The sequence below is a fragment of the Geovibrio sp. ADMFC3 genome (genome assembly GCF_054687035.1).
In genome coordinates this window covers 3086123-3104678 of record NZ_BAAFZG010000002.1, presented here as the reverse complement: position 1 = coordinate 3104678, position 18556 = coordinate 3086123, and the positions used below count along the sequence as shown (strand labels likewise).

Annotated in this window: 14 protein-coding genes; 2 read left to right on the top strand and 12 right to left on the bottom strand. The window is 45.4% G+C overall.

Translation table 11 applies throughout. From position 1 onward, the window contains the following. Positions 1-4 precede the first annotated feature (4 nt). The gene (locus tag ACYRYY_RS15130) at positions 5-1207 is read right to left on the bottom strand and encodes an aldo/keto reductase (RefSeq protein WP_460216426.1); all 1203 of its coding nucleotides are present in this window, start codon (positions 1205-1207) and stop codon (positions 5-7) included. Between the two features lie 290 nt (positions 1208-1497). Between ACYRYY_RS15130 and ACYRYY_RS15125 the strand changes: the two genes are divergently transcribed. After that, positions 1498-2757, top strand: a complete 1260-nt coding sequence (locus ACYRYY_RS15125) for an HD-GYP domain-containing protein (RefSeq protein ID WP_460216424.1) — start codon at positions 1498-1500, stop codon at positions 2755-2757. Positions 2758-2773: 16 nt separating this feature from the next. On the opposite strand, the gene ACYRYY_RS15120 is transcribed toward ACYRYY_RS15125, so the two are convergent. The 9 genes from ACYRYY_RS15120 to ACYRYY_RS15080 all read right to left on the bottom strand — a co-directional run bounded on the left by ACYRYY_RS15120 (position 2774) and on the right by ACYRYY_RS15080 (position 14348). After that, positions 2774-3214, bottom strand: a complete 441-nt coding sequence (locus tag ACYRYY_RS15120; RefSeq protein ID WP_460216423.1) for a bifunctional nuclease family protein — start codon at positions 3212-3214, stop codon at positions 2774-2776. A 3-nt stretch (positions 3215-3217) separates the two neighbouring features. Further along, positions 3218-4534 (bottom strand): tRNA (N6-isopentenyl adenosine(37)-C2)-methylthiotransferase MiaB, encoded by a 1317-nt coding sequence (miaB, locus tag ACYRYY_RS15115; RefSeq protein WP_460216422.1) that lies wholly within the window; start codon positions 4532-4534, stop codon positions 3218-3220. A 2-nt stretch (positions 4535-4536) separates the two neighbouring features. Then, on the bottom strand, positions 4537-5955 hold the full coding sequence (gene wbaP / locus ACYRYY_RS15110) for an undecaprenyl-phosphate galactose phosphotransferase WbaP (RefSeq protein ID WP_460216421.1): 1419 nt from the start codon (positions 5953-5955) through the stop codon (positions 4537-4539). Continuing rightward, a complete protein-coding gene (locus ACYRYY_RS15105; protein WP_460216420.1) occupies positions 5952-7004 on the bottom strand; it encodes a glycosyltransferase family 9 protein in 1053 nt (350 codons plus the stop codon). Before ACYRYY_RS15105 ends, wbaP begins: the two co-directional genes overlap by 4 nt. A 5-nt stretch (positions 7005-7009) precedes the next feature. After that, complete coding sequence (gene rfaD, locus ACYRYY_RS15100; protein WP_460216418.1) at positions 7010-7951, bottom strand: ADP-glyceromanno-heptose 6-epimerase; 942 nt, start codon at positions 7949-7951, stop codon at positions 7010-7012. Between the two features lie 192 nt (positions 7952-8143). Beyond that, positions 8144-9538, bottom strand: coding sequence for a D-glycero-beta-D-manno-heptose-7-phosphate kinase (gene rfaE1 / locus ACYRYY_RS15095; RefSeq protein WP_460216417.1), 1395 nt, complete (start codon positions 9536-9538; stop codon positions 8144-8146). 63 nt (positions 9539-9601) lie between these two features. Then, positions 9602-10324 (bottom strand): hypothetical protein, encoded by a 723-nt coding sequence (locus ACYRYY_RS15090; RefSeq protein WP_460216416.1) that lies wholly within the window; start codon positions 10322-10324, stop codon positions 9602-9604. Continuing rightward, complete coding sequence (locus ACYRYY_RS15085) at positions 10321-11532, bottom strand: hypothetical protein (RefSeq protein ID WP_460216415.1); 1212 nt, start codon at positions 11530-11532, stop codon at positions 10321-10323. Before ACYRYY_RS15085 ends, ACYRYY_RS15090 begins: the two co-directional genes overlap by 4 nt. Continuing rightward, positions 11517-14348 (bottom strand): anaerobic glycerol-3-phosphate dehydrogenase subunit C, encoded by a 2832-nt coding sequence (locus ACYRYY_RS15080; RefSeq protein ID WP_460216414.1) that lies wholly within the window; start codon positions 14346-14348, stop codon positions 11517-11519. The genes ACYRYY_RS15085 and ACYRYY_RS15080 overlap by 16 nt, the downstream gene beginning before the upstream one ends. 99 nt (positions 14349-14447) lie before the next feature. Here ACYRYY_RS15080 and ACYRYY_RS15075 point away from each other — a divergent pair, with 99 nt between their 5' ends. Then, positions 14448-15218 carry an enoyl-CoA hydratase/isomerase family protein gene (locus ACYRYY_RS15075; RefSeq protein WP_460216413.1) on the top strand — a complete coding sequence of 257 codons (771 nt, stop codon included), beginning with the start codon at positions 14448-14450 and terminating at the stop codon, positions 15216-15218. Positions 15219-15227: 9 nt separating this feature from the next. Here ACYRYY_RS15075 and ACYRYY_RS15070 read toward each other — a convergent pair whose 3' ends face one another. Together ACYRYY_RS15070 and ACYRYY_RS15065 are read right to left on the bottom strand one after the other, a co-directional pair. Then, the gene (locus tag ACYRYY_RS15070) at positions 15228-17543 is read right to left on the bottom strand and encodes a hypothetical protein (protein WP_460216412.1); all 2316 of its coding nucleotides are present in this window, start codon (positions 17541-17543) and stop codon (positions 15228-15230) included. Positions 17544-17568: 25 nt separating this feature from the next. Further along, the gene (locus ACYRYY_RS15065) at positions 17569-18396 is read right to left on the bottom strand and encodes a hypothetical protein (protein WP_460216411.1); all 828 of its coding nucleotides are present in this window, start codon (positions 18394-18396) and stop codon (positions 17569-17571) included. Positions 18397-18556: the final 160 nt, after the last annotated feature.

The window sequence follows — 18556 nt, the reverse complement described above, 5'->3', positions numbered from 1 at the left end:
TGATCTATTTTTTCAAGTTATCCACGAACATTTTTGTTATTCCCGCCGCTCGTTCTTCAAACCCGTCACCTTCAAAACAGGCTGCAACATCCTGCAAGACATCAGGGATCGGTATAAACTGCGGACATTTGTCAATGCACTCACCGCATGAGATACATTTTGAGGCGTATCCTTTTTCACCGTCAGCAGTGATACCGCCCAACCCGAAGATATAGCTGAAGCTTGCGCCCTCTTTGCTTGTGAGGAACGACAGATTATAGGCATTGAAAGCACCGGGAATATTAACTCCCACAGGACAAGGCATACAGTATCCGCAGCCTGTGCAGCCGACTTTCATAAGCTCCTTATACTTTTTGCCCACACGGTTTATCATATCAAGCTCTTTCGCTGTGAGAGTATCCGGCAATGAGTCACAGGCATATGCGATATTCTGCTCAACATGAGTTTCCTCATTCATGCCGGAGATGATAACTTTCACCTCAGGATGATTCCAGATCCAGCGGAGCGACCAGTCAACATTACTGCGCTTTGTATCCGCCTCATCCCATAAATCCTGAATTGCAGAAGGCGGAGTATTGGCAAGATAACTGCCCCGAAGCGGCTCCATAACTATGACACCCAGACCTTTAGAGGCAGCGTATTTCAGCCCTGTTGTTCCTGCCTGAAACTCCTGATCCAGAAAGTTATACTGGATCATGCAAAAATCCCAGTCATAATCATCAACAATAGGTGCAAAATCAGCACTCTGACCATGAAACGAAAAACCGGCATTAACAATTCGGCCGTCTTTTTTAGCCTGCTCCAGAAACTCCTTAACTCCGTGCTTCTTCACAGTCTCCCAGAGTGTTCCGTTGAGGGTATGTATAAGATAATAGTCTATTTTATCAGTGCCGAGTTTTTCAAGCTGGGCATTAAGATATTTATCCATATCTTCCCTGCTTTCAATAAGCCATGAAGGAAGCTTTGTGGCTATTTTCACCTTTTCACGGTAACCGCTGCGAAGAGCCATGCCGAGAACTACTTCGCTTTCTCCGCCATGATAGGGCCATGCAGTATCAACATAGTTCACACCATTATCTATTGCATAGCGGATCTGGGCTATCGCCCTTTCTTTATCTATTCCGCCGTTTTTCATAGGCAAACGCATGCACCCGAATCCAAGTGCGGAAAGTTCGTCTTCTGTTTTCGGCATTTTCCTGTATTGCATAAAGCACCCTCTTTTTTAGTATGGCTAATTTTAATATATATAAAAATGATTGCAATATACGTTTCTGTCTGACTATTGCCTGATTCTCTTACTGTTAATGACAGTAATAATATTTTTTTGTCGCTCGCAAAAGAGACACAATACACTTTTGCTCCAATCAAATGTTTGAACAACATTCCTTTTATATTTTACTTTTTTTATGTATAATTCCTTATATTGTTTTAATAGAAAAGAAATATAGTCTGAAACTACTATAAAAATGTATCTTTTTTACGCATTGAGGGCACAGAATGATCAGAAATCTGCTCATTAAGGTTGCAGATCTTAAACAGGGAATGATTGTAACAAAAACCGATAAAGAGGGGATCTACTTCCCTTATTACGGCACTCCCATTGAAAATGATGAGCCCATCAAACTCCTCCTGGAATCAGGGGTTGAGCGTGTTTTTATCCGTGTTGAAGTAAATGACATGCCCGCAGAGAAAAAGCAGGAGCAGGAGAATGTGATTATCACTGAACTCCAGAAACAGACAGCTCCTGATGCGGACTTCAGCATTATCAAAGAATTTGCCCCTACCATAGACGAAGTAATAAAAGCAGAGGCGATACACAAAAAGAGCAAAGAAGTTACTAAAAGAGTTCTTACCGATATACGAATGGGGAAATCCCTTGACACAGAATCGACCAAAAGTGTCGTGAATGAGCTTGTGATGACATGCCTTAACAGCCCCTCTGTTTTTCCTAACATGACAAGACTTAAAGACTTTGATGACTATACATTCACCCATTCGCTGAACGTGAGCATAATCAGCATCGCCATAGGACGCAGGCTGGGAAAATCGCAGTCCGAGCTTAATCTGATAGGCATGGCGGGAATTATGCACGACCTTGGGAAAATGAAAATTCCCGAAAAGATCCTCAACAAGCCGGATAAGCTGACAGATGAGGAGTTCAGAATAATGAAACAACACCCGGTCAGGGGCTATGATCTGCTGAAATATTACACGAAACTTCCGGAAGATGTTCTTCTTTCTGTTCTTCAGCACCACGAAAAAGCAGACGGTTCAGGGTATCCCGGAGGAATTAACGAGAAGCAGATCAACCCCATGGCAAAAATTATTGCAATCGCCGATGTTTATGACGCTGTTACCAGCGACAGGGTTTACCATCAGGGTAAATCACCTGCGGAAGCCCTTAAGCTTATTTTTGATGGTTCCGGCAGGCATTTCAACGAAACACTTGTAAAATTTTTCATTAATATCATGGGGATTTACCCTGTTGGCACGCTGACTATGCTTGACACGCACGAAATGGCGGTTGTTTTTGACAGCAGGCAGGAAGACATTCTCAAACCTGTGGTTATTGTGATAAGCAACGAAAAAGGAACAAGAATCACTCCTTATCTGCTTGATCTGAAAAACCAGAATACTAATGCAACCAACAAAAAAATAATATCATCAATAAAAAGCGACAGCTATGGGGTGGACACTAACGGAATAATAGAAAGCTTTGTCAAAGAACACAAACTTACCCACCCGATGAATAAATAAATGCGGGTACAAAGCATTACCCGCAGCACCCGCCTTCTCTTTTTTCAAAGCAGAGTTTTCTATCCCTGAATTTTTCATGCAGGAGTCTTTTAGTAACGTAAACAGGAACATTTGCCAGAAGGGCGAAACGCACAGCATCTGAAGGTCTGGCATCAACAGATTTTTCTTCGCCGTTCACAATAATATATACTCTGGACGAGAATACTCCGTCCTCATAACCGTCTATAACAACTCTTTCAGGGAATGCGTTGTCAAGGGATGCTATTACGCTTGCAGTAATGCCCAGCATGTTCAGGCTGTCCGCCTTATGTCCGCAAAGGCAGTCATGGATAGTTCCTGCGCTTTCCTCACCTACCGGTATAGGAAGAACCTCAAGCCCTGAAACAGACTCAAGCAGAATCATACATCTGCCTGTGAGCGGTTCTCTCATGACGCATTTTAAGCTGACCTCTATCATTTATTAATCCTCCGATGCCTCGCCGAAAAAACTGTTAGGTTTCGCTTTGTTTATTATAACATCAGTGATGTCACCGACAGATAAAACTTTTTTACTGGTAAAATTTACTACTCTGTTTTGTCTGTTTCTTCCTGTATATACGCCGCCGTCACGCTTGCTGAAGCCTTCGGTCATAACCTGAACTTTTGTGCCTTCGTAACCTGCTGATATTTCAGCACTGATTTTCTTCTGCAAATCAAGAAGACGTGCCAGACGCATTTTTTTATCAGCGGCTTTTACATCATCCTCAAATTCTTCCGCCTTTGTTCCGGGGCGAACAGAATAAGCAAAAGCAAAGAGGGATTCATAGCGTATCTCCTCCATTGCCTGAAGAGTCATTTCAAAATCTTCCGCTGATTCTCCGGGAAATCCTACAATAAAATCAGAAGACAATGCCAATGAAGGTATAAGCTCTTTTGCTTTCAGCACTTTGTCTCTGTATTTTTCGTAAGTATATTTTCTGTTCATGCGTTTCAAAACTGCGCTGCTGCCTGCCTGCAAAGGAAGATGCAGGCTTTCGCACACCTTATCCAAGTCACGCATTGCGTATATAAGCTCGTCTGAAAAATCTTTGGGATGCGAGGTAACAAACCTTATTCTCTCAATCCCGCTTATATTGTTTACCTTATATAAAAGTTCCGTAAAATTGATGTTTTCGTCAAGGTTTTTTCCATATGAGTTCACATTTTGCCCAAGAAGAGTAATTTCCTTTACCCCTTTATCAGCAAGGAAGCTTATCTCATCCAGAATTTCAAATGCGTGCCTGCTCTTTTCACGCCCACGGACGTAAGGAACTATGCAGTATGAGCAGAAGTTGTCACACCCTTTCATGATTGTCACAAATGCGCTGCATCCTGTCTGGCGCCCGAAAACAGGCACTTTAAGCTCGCCATCGGTAAATTCTGTGAAGCAGACCTTTTCACCCTTTTCCACAAGCTCCACAGCTTCGCCTATGCGTGCTATGGCATCTGTTCCTAGTACAAAATCAGTCTGCGGGTAGCGCTTTAACAATGCTTCTCCGTCCTGCTGGGCAACACATCCGCATACGCCTATCTTAAGTTCGGGGTTTTTGTTCCTTATTTTTTTCAGCCTGCCCAGTTCGCTAGAAACTTTGTGATGAGGTTTTTCCCTCACACTGCATGTATTTAAAAGCGCATAGTCTGCCTCTTCTGGTGTATCCGCCTGAGTGAAGCCCATGGCGGAGAAAAAAGATGCCAGCCTTTCGGAATCGTACTCATTCATCTGGCATCCGTATGTGCTGATGTAAAAACTTCTGCTCAAAACTAATATGCTCCTTCTTTTTTAATCACTGCTTTAACTGTCTTTAAAATTATCATTATATCAAGCCATATGCTCCAGTTCATAACATACCAGCTGTCAAGCCCCACACGGAAAGGATAGTCCGTGTCGCTCCTCCCGCTGACCTGCCATAAGCCCGTTATACCCGGACGCACCATGCAGTAATATTCACCGTCTTTACCGTAATATTCATCAAGCTCTGTTTTTATTATGGGTCTGGGACCCACAACGCTCATATCACCTTTAAGAACATTGATAAACTGAGGCATTTCATCTATCGATGTTTTTCTTATAAACCTGCCGACTTTAGTAACCCTCGGGTCATCCTTAAGCTTGAATGATGTATCCCATTCAGCTTTTTTTACAGGATCAGAAGCAAGAATCTCTTTGAGCCGTTCATCGGCATCCTTGTACATTGAGCGCATCTTGAGAACGCCTATGATCTTTCCGCCTCTGCCTATGCGCCTGTGGCTGTAAAAAGGTGAACCCTTGGACTCTATTCGTATGGCGATTGCCGCAGTTATAATGATAAGCCCAGCAAAGGGGAGAACAAGCAGGGTAAAGATTATATCAAACAGCCTCTTGGCGATTTTATTAGCCGTGGAGGCAAGATTGTTTTTCGATTTCAGTACAAACAGCCTGTTGTTAAAGAGGTAGTGGAATTCGCTGTTCATCATAGCAGCACGGTCAGGCTCCGGAACGGTGATTATTTTGCCCACCCTGCGTCTTACACTGGTTGTCAGAGCGGTTATTTCATCATGCCCCGTTTCTCCTTCCACAAATACAACCGCTGCCGCATCATCAAGGAGCGTTTCTATGTCATCACGGAGAACAGGGTATGAAACGCCTTTGACACTTATTCTCTCCGCTGTGCAGTCTGCAACAGGGTAAAACCCTTTAAGCTCATATCCATAACTTTTTTCAGCAAGCAGAGCCGCAGCAGCATCTTCAGCCGCAGCGCCTGTACCGGCTATGATAATTTTTTCTGTGCCTATGCCCAGTGAGAAAAGAAACCTCTTGCCGAATCTGCGTATCACAGGGAAGAGAATGATTCCGTAAACCCACATGAAAACAAGGGTAAGGCGTGAAACAGAATCGGTCATTCTGCCCACGGAGACTATGGCAAATACCAGAATCAGGCTGAACGTAACAGCGCTTATCAGCCCCCTGCTTTCATCAAATGTTGTAAGACGTCTGGTATAAAGACCTTTGTATGCTGTGACGGCAATAAGAATCACAGGAACCCACCAGAGACCGGCGAAATACGTGAAGGAAAAATTGAATCTTGTGACTTCAGGGAACAGTACATCCACCAAGGTTCTGCTTATGACGGCAAACTCAAGAACAATATAATAGGTAAGCAGATCTATAAGAATAAGAGCAGGAGTAAAAAGCCACCTCATAATTTCAGAAACCTTCCCGCGGCATCAAGAACCACTTCTACGGATATCTCATCCATTGGTTTTCCTTCCTTTTCTTCAAAGCCAAGACTGATATAAGGCTCGGAACATGCCAAAGATACAGAGTTTTCACAGAAAGCACCCCATCTTTCCGGACGCACAGCACCGCAAATATCAACAACGGAACATCCGAGAGCGCACGCAAGGTGCATTACTCCGGTATTTACACTTATTACAAGAGAAGATGCTTTAAGCAAAGCCGCCGTTTCGCCAAGGATGCAGCCGGAAACATTCACAGCACCGGATAAAGCGCAGAACTCCGCCGCTCTCGCATAGTCCGCCTTTGAGCCGGTTACTATTATCATGTAGCCATATCTGCTGAGCTTTTCAGCCACTTGGAGCCACTTTTCCTGCGACCACTCCTTGAGATACCACCGCCTGCCGCCGGAAAACATATGGAAAACAACCTGCTTCGACTTTGTATCATCAGACAGCTCTATATGGGGTGATGCCCCTGTTGTGATTCCCGCCGCCTGGGCGAGACTGCGGTAGTTTTCAAGCTCATGAACACTTTGAGAATGCTTCACAGCTTTATCATAACAGTAATGTCTGCATTGTCCGTCTGTGTTGAAGCCCGCAGTGAAAGCTGAATTGAAGCAGGATGCCAGAAAAGCATCAAAACGGGGCCAAGAACCGAAATCCAGCACCGCATCAAAATGCCCCAGAGCCTTCACAGCTTTTACCGCTTCCGGCGGATTTTTGTGATTTATTACAACAATTTTATCCGCAGGCATAAACATCCGCACCACAGCGGCGTTGTCCTGTCCGCAGACAAACACAAGCTCCGCATCAGGGTAAGCTGCTCTGAAATCCTGCACTATTGCGGCAATAAGCACAGTATCGCCAATGGCTGCGGTTTTCAGAAAAGCCGCACGGCGGATTTCTCCGCCGAATTTCTGTTTTTTATGAAAGATTGATTTCGCAAGCAGCAGAGCCGTTCCGGCGTACCTGTCGGCCATGCGGAGAAGTGAACCCGTGCGGAGCTGTTTCATAAATTTTACTTTATGTAGCCGCCGGTCTTCTCAAGGACAGAAAGGTATCTATCCACACCTTCTTCAAGGGAGAGAAAATCTTTACTGTATCCGGCTTTTCTCAGTGAAGTGAGGTCAGCCTGTGTATATTTCTGGTATTTTCCTTTGAGCTGTTCAGGAAAAGGGATTATCTCTGATTCAAATTCAGAGCCGTATCTTTTTCTGAAAACTTCGGCTATATCGGCAAAGCTTCTGGCGTTTCCTGTTCCGCAGTTAAAAATACCTGACACATCAGGGTTTTCATACAGAAACATATTAACCGCCACAACATCATCAACATGTATGAAGTCTCTGCGGAAGTTTTCGCTTCCTTCAAAAAGCTTAACCCTGCTGCCGTCCTGATGCTGGTTAAAGAAATGGAAAGCAACGGAAGCCATTTTACCTTTGTGGTTCTCCTGCGGTCCGTAAACATTGAAGTAGCGCAGTCCGGCTATCTGTATTCCGGGGTTCTTCACTCTGCGGACATAGTTATCAAAAGCAAATTTGGAAAAAGCATATACATTAAGCGGATATTCGCATTCGGGCGATTCGATGAAACCTTCATCTCCGTTTCCGTAAACAGATGCCGAAGAGGCGTATATGAACTTAGTCCCTTTTTCTATGCTGTAATGCAGAAGCTCCTTACTGAACTCATAGTTATTCTGCATCATGTATCTTCCGTCCGTCTCCATGGTGTTGGAGCATGCACCTTCATGGAAAAAGGCTTTTATAAAAAACTTATCTGCCTTCATAACGGACAGAAAGTCACGCTTATCTATAAAGTCATTGAATTTGAGTTTGTTCATGTTCAGGTGCTTGGCAGGGTTATCAAGATTATCGACAATGAGAATATTGTCCTCTCCCATGTCATTCAGGGCTTTTACTATGTTGCTTCCTATAAATCCTGCTCCGCCTGTTACTGCTATCATAATGAATACCTTCCTTAATTTGATAATGTAAAAAAATACATCCTGTTTTTTTTACATACACGCTCGCGGGCTGATAAACAACCCTTCGCTGCGCACGGCGAAGTCCCATCCATGGGACTTATTTGATAATGCAAAAAAATACATCCTGTTTTTTTTACATACACGCTCACAGCATAGTAAACGTCACCGCTGTCAGCCTTTGCTTTTCTCCAGAATAGATGTTGTGGAATATCCGTCAACAAAGCTGATTAAAACAGTCTTTCCGGCATATTCACGTCCGATAACGTTCTCTATTTTATAGTCTGCGCCCTTAACAAGTATATCAGGGCGTATTTTTTCGATCAGTTCAAGGGGTGTGTCCTCACCGAACTTGACAACATAATCCACAGATTCAAGGGAACAGAGAACCTCTGCCCTGTCATCCTCGGAGTTTACTGGTCTGAACTCACCCTTAAGCCTGCGCACGGAATCATCTGTGTTCAGACCGAGAATAAGCACATCACCAAGCTTTTTAGCCTCACGAAGGTAGGTTACATGCCCTTTATGAAGTATATCAAAGCATCCGTTTGTAAACACTACAGTTTTGCCTGACCTTTTCAGGTTTTCCACAATACGCAGCATGGAATCCAGACTCGTCACTGCGTGGCTTCTGCCCTCTTCATTAAGCTCATTTATGTAAACAGGCGCAGTGCCTATTTTGCTTACAACTATTCCAGCCGCCTTGTTTGCTGTAACTGCTGCGGTTTCCAGTTCATAACCGTTCGCCAGAGCGGCGGCAAGGGTAGCCACAACAGTATCCCCTGCACCGGAAACATCAAAAACTTCTTTCGCTTCCGTAGGGATATGCGTTGCGCTTTCCTTCGTTATTATGCTCATACCCTTGTGGGAACGGGTAACAAGAAGGCACTTTATGCCGTATTTACCAAGTATTTCTCTGGCTGCGGCGCAGACCTCATCATCGGCGTTCTCAACATTTCTGCCAGCCGCTTCTGCAAGTTCATTAACATTAGGGGTTACGATGTCCGCCCCGCTGTATCTGCTCCAGTCGCTCCCTTTGGGGTCAACAATCACTTTTCTGCCGTATTCTGCTGCTTTTTCTATGACAAATCTGCACATTTCATCAGTGCAGACACCTTTGCCGTAATCAGAAAGAACCACAGTTCCGCACTCTGACGCTGCCTTATCTATGAAGCGTTTATGCTCATCAGTAAGGCTGACAGGCACAATTTCTTCAAAATCCAGTCTGACTATCTGCTGTTTTTCGCCTATGACACGCAGCTTGGTGGTAGTGGGGAGATCACGGTCAATAAACCCGCAGTCGGCACCAAGCTCATCAAGGAGCTTTTTCAGAGTAACTGCGTTGTCATCCTGACCGCATGAGGAAAACATTATTCCCTTTGCGCCAAGGTGGGTTATGTTGCTTAAAACGTTCCCCGCACCGCCCAGAGTGAGCTTGGAATCTTTGACCCTGACCACAGGAACCGGAGCCTCCGGAGAAATTCTGCGGACTGAACCGAAATAATATTTATCAAGCATAACATCCCCGACAACGAGAACTTTTACGCCTGTGAAGTCATAGTTTGACATGAAGATAACCTCTTGGAATACTGACACGTTTTTAGCATTTTTCAGCGAATCAGCGCAATGAAATTAATTGAGCCTTGCCCTTAGTTCGTTTATTTTTTCTGTTGCGTCCATATAGTCCGGCTGACCGCTTTCCACCTGCTCAAACCAGTAGATAGCGTCATATATTTCAGCATTGGAGATGTCAGGAAGGTCTTTTATGCTGGTATAAACATCCAACCCGGCCTTATATGCGGCAGAGCTTTTCATTGCTCTTCCCTCAGGTGAAAGAGCTGGAAGCCGAACAAGATTTTCATAGGCTCTGCGGTAGTTGCCCTGCTCATAAAAGCTTTTCGCCCTGCGGTATGCAACATCGGGTGCCTTGCTTAAGAGAGGTTCCGCATCACGGGCTATACGCTCGATGAGTTTATCCGCCTTTTCCTTTGACGGAGCGGTGGAGGGAACCTTATCCAGAAGCTCAAGGGAACGGACAATATTTACCCTTGCCTGCTCACCGTTGCCCTTCATAGCCAGATTCACAGCTTCTTCATAAAGGCGGGACGCCTCCTGATAATTCTCCTCACCCGTTACAATCTCGTAAAGCTTTGACTTCAGCAAGATCGCTTTGCGGTTGAGCATATTTTTATCCATAGCCTCTTTCACTTTTTCGTGGGCTTCAAAATACTTTTGTTCATCATAGAGCTTGACTGCTTCGTCATAAAGCTTGTGACTCTCATCAGACATATAGTTGTAAAGCAGAGCAGCAAAGAAAACTGATATGAAGATGAATCCTATAAAAAACTTTTTCATTTTACCTGCCCTCTTAAATAAGCCTTCAGCTCAGCATCCTTGATCTTCTGCGCAGCGGCGGACGCCTTCGCTCTGTCGCCAAGACCGATGTGAGCAAGCGTCACATAGTAATAATCCCTGTCGTCATTGCCTTTGGAGGCTATCTCAAGGAGTTTGCCAAAATTCTTTTTGCGGTATAGAAGTTCCGCTATGTCAAACTTATTGGCGCATGAGGCAAATTCCCCAAAGGATTTACCGTTGTAAATTCCTTTATCGACCATATAGGGTACATAGTCGCACACACCCAGAACAGCAGGAGAGCCGAAAGAGTCAATATCAGCATCAAGGGGGTTCTTGCCGCTTTTTATCAGGCATGCTGTTTTTGTTTTTGCAAAATCTGCGTTTTTATCTTTTATGCAGCTATCCAGCAATTCACAGTCAAAATCTGAGCCGGTCTGTTTGTATGACTCAATTGCACGGCAGAAAACGGCTGATTCGAGGCTGTAGCTTTTGCGGTTTGCCTCAAAGCTTGAGATATAGCCTTTGTAGTCCTTAATACTCCAGAGCCTATCCAGAGCGAGACTTACCATATCGGAGTCTTTATAAACCCCGTAAACTTTCCAGAAATTGTCATAATTGCCGTTTTTGTAAAAAAGAACACCGAAATACTTTGCCTGTTCGGCGGTGAGGTTTTTGGGATTTATACCTGAGAAAAGAGCCCCGGCGGCTTCGGGATCTCCCTGAGCCTTAGCAGCGGCAGAGAGAAGCACTTTAGAATCTTTGCTCACTGCGGCGATTGCCTTTGCCGCGGCGGCGTCAACTCCGCAGGATGATTCAGTGTAAACCGCCGCTCCGGCGGAAGAAGTGCCGGCGATCAGTTCCGCTTTGGCGGCATCACAATCTTTACGAACCAGAAAACGCATTTTGTCGCCTTTGATCACGTTCTGGTCAAAGCGGGAGTCGTTAACCTTTTCTATCTTTGTAAAGTATGCGTATGCACCTTCAAAGTCGCCGTCTTCAAGGAGAATACGGTACATTAAATACTCGGCGTAGTGCCTGTTAGCCTGATCGGGAGAATCGGCGAGATAAGCCTCAAAGCCCATTCTCGCCACACTGTTCAGTCCGTCTTTGTATGCGTTCAGACCCATAAGGTAATCGCCTTCATCCGCATGGGCGGAAACAAGGCAAAAAACGCTTACAAGCAGAAAGGCTGTCAGTCTTCCAAACATTCCTTCAGCACCTCAACCGGGTGTTTAACCTTTTTATTTCCCATATGCTGCATCTGAATTGTGCATGTGGGGCAGTCTGTTACGCCGTAGTCGGCTTCTGATTCGTTAAGTTTATCTATCATCGGCTTGCCGATTTTTGCGCTGAGTTCAAAGTTTTCTGATTTCATACCCCAGCTTCCCGCCATTCCGCAGCAATTGCTGTTAAGGTCTGTGACCTTAACTCCGGGTATTGAAGCAAGCATCGCAACTGAGCAGTTGTTATCAGCCTGTACTTTCATATGACAGGATTTATGATAGGAAAGTTTAAGTTTTTTCTCCTTAACTCTCAAACGGTTTCTTCTCATGTTAACAAGTGCGCTGACATGGATGAGCTTTTTGCTCACCGCTTCCACCTGTGAATCGCTCATGAGGAATTTCCACTCCTTCATCAGTGACAGCCCGCAGGATGAGCAGGAGACAACAACATAATCAGCCTCTTCCATAGCCTTCTTACCCCAGCTTGCGAGGTTCTTTTTCACCCTGAGTTTGGCATCATCCGTCATGCCTTTGGAAAGGAAAGGGATTCCGCAGCAGAACTGTTCAGGCAGAATAACTTCACAGCCAATATGCTCAAGAACATCTATAGTGGAAAGCCCCAGTTCAGGGTTCATGTAGCTTGCGTAGCATCCGGCGAAGTAAACAACCTTAAGCTCGCCCTTGGTACGGAAAGCACGGGTGCTTGCCCTCTCAAAGAGAGATTTGCCGCTAAAACCCACAAACGGACGCTCTGCCGTAACACCCGTCATAATCTCCATAACCTTGCGGTTCAGCTTAAGCTTCATCGCTTTGGTTATTAAAGGACTGATCTTATGGGTGTATTTTCCGAGTATGTCGCAGTTGGCAACTATCTTATTTTCTATACCGGCGCCGAACCTCTTAACATACATTGCCTTAGCTTCGATTGCGAGCTTGGGTATATTTACATTAGAGGGGCACTCCATGACACAGCTTCCGCAGTTCACGCATTTATTGATAACGTTCTGGAAAGCTTCCTCATAAAGCGAATCGCCGTCTATGGCACCGCTTATCAATGCACGGAGAACATTAGCCTTAGCCTTGGGGGCTGCGGTTTCGTCCCTTGTGGCCTTATACACAGGGCACATCCTTGTGGCTGATGTAACTGTGGTGCATTTTGAACAGCCGTGGCACTTTTCAGCCTCGTCAGTGAAGCCTTCGTTCCAGACAAGGTGTTTGCCTGTGAGGTCTGAACTGCCGTAGTCGGAGCCGAAACGGAGATATTTCATCATCTGCTCATCATCACTGACGGTTTTAATGTCAGGATTCAGCAGGTCTTCAACATCGAAAATGGATTTGGTTTCAAGAAACAGCGGATAAATATCCTTGTACTGCTCCCTTATATAAGCTGTTCTGAGTCTGCCGTCTCCGTGTTCACCGCTGACAACGCCGCCGAGAGCGTTTACAAGTTCAAACACTTCGTCAGCAAGAGTTTTAAGCATCTCTATATCATGGGGATCTTTCAGATCAAGAAGAGGTCTGGTGTGCAGAAGCCCCTTTGCTATATGACCATAAATCACGAAATCAGCTTTATGGTGGTGCAGTATGGCGTATAAGCCTTTGAAATAATCCACAAGTCTGTCTGTGGGGACTGCGGCGTCTTCGATGAGAGCAAGAATTTTTTTGCGCCCTTTAAGCTTGTAAAGAATCGGCACTGCTGCCTTACGCACGGCCCAGAACTTAGCCGCCTCCTCTTCGGAAGCCGCCACATAAGCCGATGTGGTAAGATCTTCAACATCCGTCATGGCTTTTTCCGCCAGTCTGCGGACTTCATCCTTATCATAACCGTCGTATTCGATCATAAGAACATTGTCCACACCTTCGGGTATGGCTTCTTTGAGCTTGGTATCAGACTCTCTGGCGAGATTTAGAAGGGACTTGTCCATTATCTCAATACCCGATGGGTTTGAAGGAAGAACCTTCTGCACAGCTTGTGCGGACTTGACTATATCATCGAAATAAGCAACCACAAGACTGTCGAACGCAGGTTTTTCATGGAGGCGGAATGTAAGCTCCGTCACTATCGCCAGCGTGCCTTCAGAGCCGCCCAGAAGCTTACCTATATGAAGCCCGCCGTTTTTAATCAATCCTCTCAGGTTGTAACCTGAAACATTACAGCGTATTGAGGGATAGGCGCTTTCAATTTCTTCCATGTTTTCTTCATAGAGTTTATATAATTTTTTAAACTTAGGCGGAAGCTTGTCAAAAGGTGTTGTTTCAAGGGTTTTGATAGTTGTTTCAGTGCCGTCCGCAAGGATAAGCTTCGCATCTTCTATGTAGTCGGATACGTTGCCGTATTTAACAGAGTGCGCACCGCTTGCGTTTGTACCGTACATTCCGCCGAAGCTTGCGTACTCTCCGCTGGAAGGATCAGGCGGGAAGAAAAGCCCCTTTCCTTTGAGCATAACTTCAAGCTCACCGAAGCGGTATCCCGGCTGACAGGTAAATGTCTTCCCTTTTTCATCAAGTTCAACAAGGGTATTCATGTATTTTGAGAAGTCCAGTATCAGCCCTTTACCTATTGCTGAACCGCACAGACCGCTTCCCGAACCTCTGGTGTGGATGGAAAGCCCGTAGCGGGACGAGAACTTCACCGATGTTCTGATATCATCTTTATCAAGGGGATACACAACACAGGCAGGTTCGACTCTGAATATACTGCCGTCTGTTGAGTGCATATATCGTCTTATCTTATCGGTGTAAACATCACCCTTAATATTTTCCGAAAGTTCTTCAAAAATATTTTTGGTCAGTTGAGGCATCGTTTCTCCTGTTGTTTATGGGTTCTGTAACCTATAATAATAGATGATCTCCCGAAAATATAAAGACATAATTTATCAAAAAACAATAAGGTTAAGGTTATGGAAAAGCTAACATATGAAAAGAAAAACAGAACAGCCTGCATCACCCTGAACAGACCGGAGGCACTGAACGCCCTTGATGAAGAGCTTAACAGAGAACTTGAAGAGGTCTGGAACGATTTTGCATCGTGCCTTGAAACGGACGTAGCGATCATAACCGGCGCAGGTAAATCTTTCTGCGCAGGGGCGGATCTTAAGACATTCATACCTAAATGGAAAAATGCGGACCTCTATTCACTGAGACAAAATGCAGAAAAAGGTCTTGCCGGAGGAATAACAAGAGGAAAGCACAGAATGTATAAACCGTTGATTGCCGCCATTAACGGTCATGCCATAGGTGCAGGGTTTGAGCTTGCCCTCGCATGCGACATACGCATAGCATCCGAAAAAGCAAAATTCGGCGTATTTGAAACCCGCTTCGGACTGCATCAGGGTGACGGCGGACTTGTGCGTCTATGTGCAGTCGCAGGAACGGCAGTCGCCGCTGATCTCTCAATGACAGGCAGAGAGATAAAGGCGGATGAAGCCCTGAAGCTTGGGCTTGTGAGCAGAGTTGTTCCCGCTGAAGAGCTGATGAAAACCGCCGAGGAATACGCAGGGATGATACTGAAAAACAGTCAGCGTGCGGTGCGCTCTGTAAAAGAAACAATAATGGACATACAGGGACGCTCCATTGACGATGCTCTGCGGCTTGAAGCTATCAACGGATACTCATGCCTCGGAGACTTCACCGAGGCTGAGGAAAGACTGAAAGGCTTCATCAAAAAGTAGCTGTCACCGTTAATAGATACACGGTGACCCGTTCTGTCTGTCTCTTTCGATCTCGCTTTGCGGAGCTTTACGCATATATGCAGAATAAAACCCCTGCATTCCCGCCTTTTCGAGGGTGTTCCTTGAGCTTTTGCCGCAGAAACCTCTCATCCATTTGAGGTTGCATTCGGAGTAAGGCATGCCTGATACATGACTGAGCAGATTGCTTAGGGCATTGTAGTAAAGTGTTGTATAAAGTTCAGTAAGCTCACCAAGACCGGATGCGCCGGACATATCCCACTCTGCTATCTGCCTTGCATGGCTGTCAGAAAGATTGCTGTATGCCTTGCTGATCAGGCTGTCTACGTAGCCGCTGCATGGATAGCTCAGATCACTTTTAATTATGCCAAGCCTGTCCTTAAGCCATTCACGCCCCTTTTCAGCAAGCCCCTGATTTGATGAAGCTCCGGCAGGAGGCGCAGGCTGTGAGGGAACCCCTGCATAGGGCACAGGATTTGACTGTACAGGGACATCCAGTATTTCCGGCTGAACGACTTCAATATGCTGCGGAGGTGGCAAAACTTCCGCATTGACCTGAACCTTTTTAAACCCTACTGCCTTTTTCCCTTTAGAATCCGCAATTACAACGGCGAGAGTTCTTGCTCCTTTTGCCTTCGGTGTGAAAAAAAGACTGTTGTCACTAACCTGTGAAACCTCACCTGCATTTTTGACTGTGTCTATTTTGAAAGGAGGTATCATCTGAGAAGGAAGTCTGAATTTATAAGCTGTGCGCTTGTTCTCATCCGTGGATTCAGGACCGGTGATCTCTGCTGAGTAAAACTTTGGAGTAAATGTAAGGGTCTTCATTTCAGGTTCATTTTCTCCAACAGATACAGACACTTTGGCTGTGTATTCCTCCCCTTCCCGCAAAGAAACGCCGGAGAGGCTAAAACCAAAGCGCCCTTTTGCACCGGATGACGGATGCTCCTGCTTTGAACTGAATACATCCTTCCCCTCTGCATCGGTAATTACCAATTCAACATGCAGAGGCGAACCGCCGCCTTTGTAATCAACCTGAAAAAACTGAGCCTCACCGCTCAAGGGATCACGGTTTATCCTGCTTAATCCTTCTTGATCCAGACTGAGGTAAGCCCTTGTTATCTTCAGAGAGTCTCCGACTGTGAATACATCACGTCTGTTTTCGCAGTTTTGGTTAACGCAGCGGGAAAGCATGACGTAATAATCGCCCGCCGGAAGGTTATCTATCCGGAAGCGCATACGTGCATTATGAATTTTATCGCCGTCTTTGATATTTATTACTTTGTGCAGACCCTCCACAGGAGTGCCGTCTGCCATGTAAACCTGCCATACAAGCCTTGCCGATTCACCGCTGTAAAGAAACGGTACAAAAGGGTTCGACTCAAAAGCAAGTATATCTCCGCTGCCCACAGGTTCCTCAATAAGCCTGCCGCCGTAGTCATCACGGGTACCTATTACAAAAAACATCATCTTCTGCTTGCGTTTGAGTTCCGCCGCAGTCTGCTCATAAAACCTGCGCATCGCCTCATGCAGAGAATCTTCACGCACTCTTTCATAAGTTGCTACAATCATCCCCTTCTGGTCCATAACCGCACGCTGTAAGAAACCATTGAAAGTTTCCCTGTCATCTTTAGGGTCTTTGCCGAATACATGGCGTATTAAGGACGGGTAATCCCCTTTTCCAAGCTCAATATCGGGCGAAGTATTCATCCATAAAGTGAACATTCTGTCCTCTATGGCAAGCATTGATTTATGTGCTGGTGAGCCGGGTTTCAGAAAAAATGAAGGGAGGTAAGGTTCCTGATTTTTTGCCTGATTAACCACAGCGTCATTCAGAACATTTACAACATTTCGGTACGCATTGGAGGCGTACAGTTCCTGCGACCAGTTAGCCAAAACTGCCTCGAAAGATGTTTTCACAGCACTGTGCAGAGCCATGTAGCTTCCGAAAAGAGGCCACATCTTATTGATAATATCCTGTCCTGTCTGTTCGGCTATTTTGTTCCACTGATTATTGTAAACAGCATTGAGGGTGTCATAGATCTTTAAAACCTGAGAAACCTGAACAGAGCCAAGTTTTGTATTGGTGTTCAGGGCAAATATTTTCTCTCCGTCAGCGTTTTGCAGGCTCTCTGCCGCCGATAAAAGTGTTCCGCCCAGTTTGCTCCAGCCGTCCATATAATTTGCCGGAAGCTGCTGAACATCCGCCTGAAGAAGCGGAGGAGTCTTAGCAGACGGGCTTTCTGCCATTCCTGCCTGTGCGGTGATACACATCAGGATAAGAGCTGTCAGCAGTTTGAATCGCATAAATCCTCTCCTGTTGGTCGGGAAATCAGTCCATCAGCGTTGCGCCGCTGCCGCTTTTTTCCTGCGCCTCATCCGGCTTAACGAATTCTTCCAGAACTATTCCGGAGGAAGGGTCGATATCTGTGACCATTTCCCGCAGACGCTTCAAATCATTTTCAGGAGGGTTATTTTGAAACCTTATACGTTCAAGCATGCCTTTGAAATCCGCAATGGATTCCGCCGCACTAGCCTCGTTTATAATATATCCGTTGATTCCCAGACTAAGGAGTTCGGGAATATGGATAAAGTAATCCTTTGCTTTTTCATGCAGCATCAAGTTATGAACATTTGGACTCATCACAGCCTGAATTTTGTACTGCTTAAGCACGTCACCATCGCCGGAGACCGTGATCAACGTCTCTATAGCCGCTACCGACGGGTTAGGAACATAGGCAGTTATCTCTATGGTCTGTTTTCCTGTTTTAAACTGTTTGGTTGCCTGCCTTGCATAAAGATCCGGATCCCACACAAAGCCGGCTTTTTTGGATGTCTTGTAGTTAAAGGTGCTGTGAAGCTGCCTGTAATCGGCATCTATACCCAAATCACGTTTAAGCAGAATACTGAGCTGGTCTGTAAATGTCTGCCCCATTGTACCAAACATAAACGGCTGGGCAAGGGCATTAAACATCAGATCGGAAGCCTCAGGAGGATTCGGAGCCACAGTAAGCTGAACCTTGGAAACTTCAAATTTTTTGGAAGACAGTGAATCGACCTTACTGCGCGCATCGCCTGCTGAAACAGGGGTTTTGCCCCCGGCGCATCCGCCCAGAAAAGCCGCCACTGCCAGTATTGCCAGCAGTGTCTTTAACCTCATTGACTAACCTCCCTTGGAGAATATTATATTTAAATTATCTGTAAGCTAAACTTTCAGCACAAGCGTACCATCCGTAAAACGCCGTGTCAAAAAAAATGGAGTAAAATTTTTCCTCATTGCAGATGAAAAACCCCATAAATAAACGGTAATGTAAAGTATA